General features: G+C 70.6%; 3 protein-coding genes and 2 pseudogenes. 2 read left to right on the top strand and 3 right to left on the bottom strand.

The features are described from left to right. Positions 1-258, top strand: a pseudogene (locus AC08ON_RS02400) (hypothetical protein); the annotation flags it as partial. A gap of 31 nt (positions 259-289) precedes the next feature. Here AC08ON_RS02400 and AC08ON_RS02395 read toward each other — a convergent pair. From AC08ON_RS02395 to AC08ON_RS02385, 3 genes are all read right to left on the bottom strand, one after another. Beyond that, complete coding sequence (locus tag AC08ON_RS02395; protein WP_476606221.1) at positions 290-1,534, bottom strand: sulfate adenylyltransferase subunit 1; 1,245 nt, start codon at positions 1,532-1,534, stop codon at positions 290-292. Beyond that, positions 1,534-2,448: a sulfate adenylyltransferase subunit CysD gene (gene cysD / locus AC08ON_RS02390; protein ID WP_011435784.1), complete on the bottom strand. Its 915-nt coding sequence runs from the start codon at positions 2,446-2,448 to the stop codon at positions 1,534-1,536. The genes AC08ON_RS02395 and cysD overlap by 1 nt, the downstream gene beginning before the upstream one ends. A gap of 187 nt (positions 2,449-2,635) precedes the next feature. Beyond that, positions 2,636-3,448: a 3'(2'),5'-bisphosphate nucleotidase CysQ gene (locus AC08ON_RS02385; RefSeq protein ID WP_476606220.1), complete on the bottom strand. Its 813-nt coding sequence runs from the start codon at positions 3,446-3,448 to the stop codon at positions 2,636-2,638. Positions 3,449-3,483: 35 nt separating this feature from the next. Here AC08ON_RS02385 and AC08ON_RS02380 point away from each other — a divergent pair. Further along, a pseudogene (locus tag AC08ON_RS02380) lies at positions 3,484-3,886 on the top strand (adenylyl-sulfate kinase); the annotation flags it as partial.

Below are 3,886 nucleotides of genomic sequence, written 5' to 3'. Positions count from 1 at the left end.
GCCGGCGGGCCGTGCCGCGTCTACACCGGCGATCCGAGGGCCGATGGGTTCATCACCTCGCCGGCGGAGAACTTCCTCGACGCCTCGGGGAATCCGCGTCCGTCCGCGCGGATGACCCCGACCCAGCGGCGTGCCTATGCCGCCTGGCTCGCGAGCCCGGCGATGGTCGCGAACAACGACCGCATCTCGTTCCTCGACGGCCGGGCCGGCAGCCGGGGATCCTCCCTGCCACCGGACTGGGGGCGGCGGCCGGGCTGACCCGGCCCCCGGCTCTCCCCGTCGCCACCGGCTAGATGATCATCCCGGCGCCGAGAGTGGTCCCGGTCGACTCGTCGATGAGCAGGACGCTGCCGGTGTTCCGGTTGCGGCGGTACAGGTCGTAGCACAGCGGGGACGTCGTCCGCAGGGCGATCCGGCCGATGTCGTTCAGACCCAGCGTCTCGACGGTCTCGTCGCGGTGCAGGGTGTCGATGTCGACGCGGTAGCAGATGTCGGTGACCATCGCCCGTACCGAACGGGTGGTGTGCTTGATCCCGATCCAGGCCCGGCGGCGCAGCGGGGCGTCGACCATCCAGGAGACCATCAGGTTGAGTTCCTGGCCGACGGTCGGCTGGTTCATCGGCCGGGCGATCATGTCGCCCCGGGAGACGTCCAGATCGTCCTCGAGCCGGATGGTCACCGACATCGGCGGGAAGGCCTCGTCAACCGGGCCGTCGAACGTGTCGATGCCGACGATCCGCGTGGTCAGCCCGGAGGGCAGGACGACGACCTCGTCGCCGGGCTTAAGCACCCCGCCGGCGACCTGACCGGCGTACCCGCGGTAGTCGTGCAGGTCGTCGTTCCGCGGCCGGACCACCCACTGCACCGGGAAGCGCACATCGATGAGGTTGCGGTCGGAGGCGATGTGGAGCTCCTCCAGGTGGTGCAGCAGCGAGCTGCCCCCGTACCAGGGAGTGCTCGGCGACCGGGAGACCACGTTGTCCCCGCCCAGCGCGGAGATCGGGATCGTCGTGACGTCGACGATCTCCAGTTTCGCCGCGAAGTGCCGGAACTCCTCCTTGATCTTCTCGAAGACGTCCCGATCGAAGTCGACGAGGTCCATCTTGTTCACACAGAGCACCAGATGGGGCACTCGCAGCAAGGACGTCAGGAAGGCGTGCCGGCGGGTCTGCTCGACGACCCCCTTGCGCGCGTCGACGAGCAGCAGCGCGAGGTCGGCGGTGGACGCGCCGGTGACCATGTTGCGGGTGTACTGCACGTGCCCGGGGGTGTCGGCGAGGATGAACGACCGCCGGGGCGTGGCGAAGTAACGGTACGCGACGTCGATCGTGATGCCCTGCTCCCGCTCGGCCCGCAGACCATCGGTGAGCAGCGCGAGGTCGACGTAGCCGTCGCCGCGCTCCCGACTGGTCCGCTCGACCGCGGCAAGCTGGTCGGAGAACAGCGACTTCGTGTCGTAGAGGAGGCGCCCGATCAGGGTCGACTTCCCGTCGTCGACGGACCCCGCCGTCGCGACCCGCAGCAACTCGGCCATCAGAAGTACCCCTCCCGCTTACGGTCCTCCATCGCCGCCTCGCTGACCCGGTCGTCAGCCCGGGTCGCGCCGCGTTCGGTGAGCCGGGTGGTGGCCACCTCGGCGATGACCTCCTCGACGGTCGCCGCGGTTGACTCGACCGCTCCGGTGCAGGTGATGTCGCCCACCGTGCGATAGCGCACCTGCCGGGGCGCCGCCGTCTCACCGGCCAGGGGGCGGGTCAGCGGCGTGACCGCCAGCAGCATGCCGTCACGCTCGAACACGTCCCGGCGATGCGCGTAGTAGATGGAGGGGATCTCCAGCCGTTCCTGGGCGATGTACCGCCAGATGTCGAGCTCGGTCCAGTTCGACAGCGGGAACACCCGGATGTGCTCACCGGGGCGGTGCCGGCCGTTGTAGAGCGACCACAGCTCGGGGCGCTGGTTCTTGGGGTCCCACTGGCCGAACTCGTCCCGGAAGGAGTAAACTCGTTCTTTGGCCCGCGCCTTCTCCTCGTCCCGGCGCGCGCCGCCGAACACCGCGTCGAACTTGTTGTCGGCGATGGCGTCGAGCAGCACCGGTGTCTGTAGCTGGTTACGTGAGGCTCCCGGACGGGTGTCTTCGGTGAGCACGCCCTCGTCAATGGCGGCCTGGACGGAACCGACCACCAGGCGGGCGGCGAGCTCCGCCGCCCGCCTGTCCCGAAACTCGAGGACCTCGTCGAAGTTGTGCCCGGTGTCGATGTGCAGCAGGGGGAACGGCAGCTTCGCGGGCCAGAAGGCCTTCTGCGCGACCCGGAGCATGACGATCGAGTCCTTCCCGCCACTGAACAGCAGGGCGGGACGCTCGAACTCCGCGGCCACCTCGCGGAAGATGTGGACGGCCTCGGCCTCAAGCATCTGCAGCTGGGTGAGCTCGTAACCCATCACCGGCACGCGAAACCCCCCGTCGAGGCGATGTGTCCCACCAAAGTAGCGGACACGGCGGCCCTGCCGGCGGTTCCGGCGGCATTACGCCCCTCACGGTGGACCCATATCCACGACCGACGCCATCCAGAACAACCATGGATCGACAATCGCCACCCTCCGCGGCCGCTCCGAGGGCGCTCCGCAGGCACGCGCCTCAACCGCCGGAGCCCCCCGCGGCGCCGATCGCCCGGAGAACCTCCGATGCCCAGCTCGCAGCACAGATGACCAGGTCGGGCAACAGCGGGTCGGGCTGGTTGTACCGCGGCGGCGAGCCGTCCAGCCGGCTGGTGTGCAGCCCCGCCGACCGCGCGACCGCCACCGGGGCGGCGGAGTCCCACTCGTACTGGCCGCCGGCGTGCAGGTAGATCTCGGCCTCCCCGCGGATGACGGCGCAGGCCTTCGCACCGGCCGAACCCATCGGGACGATGGTGGCGCCCAGTGCCTCCGCGACCTCCGTGACCAGCTGTGGGGCCCGGGTCCGGCTGACCACGATCCGTGGCGGACGCGCCTCGGCCAGCCGCGGCGGCAGCCCGCCCGCGCTGGACAGCGTCAACCCGAGCGCCGGCAGCGCCACCGCGCCCGAGACGAGCTCGCCGGCCTGCCAGAGCGCGACATGCACCGCCCAGTCCGACCTGCCGGGCTCGGCGAACTCGCGGGTGCCGTCCAGGGGATCGACGATCCAGACCCGCTCCGCGGACAGCCGCGCGACGTCGTCAACGCCCTCCTCGGACAGCACAGCGTCCCGCGGGCGGTGCCGCGCCAACGCCCGGGCCAGGAGCTGATGCGAACGCGCGTCCCCGGCGTCACGCAGGGTCGCGGGTTCGGCGAACCCGACCTCCTCCCTGATCCGCAACAGCAGTTTGCCGGTGTCCGTGGCCAGCCGTCGGGCCAGGACGTCGTCATCGAGTTCGTCGGTCGCGATGTCGACCGGCACGGTGGACGGCGGGCGGGTGTCATCGGTGTTCATTGGGATGGAGTCTGTCACCAGCTACCGTCGCAAGTGTGAGTACCACCTCCCATCCCGCCCCCGGTCCTGATCACCATCCCAGGTCCGGTGCCAACGGTGCCGCCAGTGCGACCGGCGGATCCGGCAAGTCCGGCGGGTCCGGACCAACCCCCGTCCTGGCGACGCCGGCCCGGGGCGCGGAGCTGACGGCCGCGTCGGTCGCCTGGCCGTCGCTGGCCCTGCGCCCGACCCAGCTCGCCGAGCTGGAACTGCTGCTGCTCGGTGCCTTCGGGTCGGAACCCGGTTATCCCGAGGACCCCGAGATCAACGGCGTGCCGGTGCCGACCCTCGTCGTCGGCGCAGCCGAGGCCGAGGCACTGACACCGAGTTCCACGGCGGCCCTGCGGGACACCGAGGGAGTGATGATCGCGGCGCTGCACCTCCGAACGACCATTCCCC

The sequence above is a fragment of the Frankia sp. CoWAU3 genome (genome assembly GCF_977971855.1).
The sequence above is the reverse complement of the archived record's forward strand: the minus strand, read 5'-3'. Positions and strand labels throughout refer to the sequence as shown.

What these genes read in the sequence shown, in the direction of transcription:
- AC08ON_RS02395 (WP_476606221.1), bottom strand. Translation starts at nt 1,534, where the DNA reads ATGGCCGAGTTGCTGCGGGTCGCGACGGCGGGGTCCGTCGACGACGGG.
- AC08ON_RS02385 (WP_476606220.1), bottom strand. Translation starts at nt 3,448, where the DNA reads ATGAACACCGATGACACCCGCCCGCCGTCCACCGTGCCGGTCGACATC.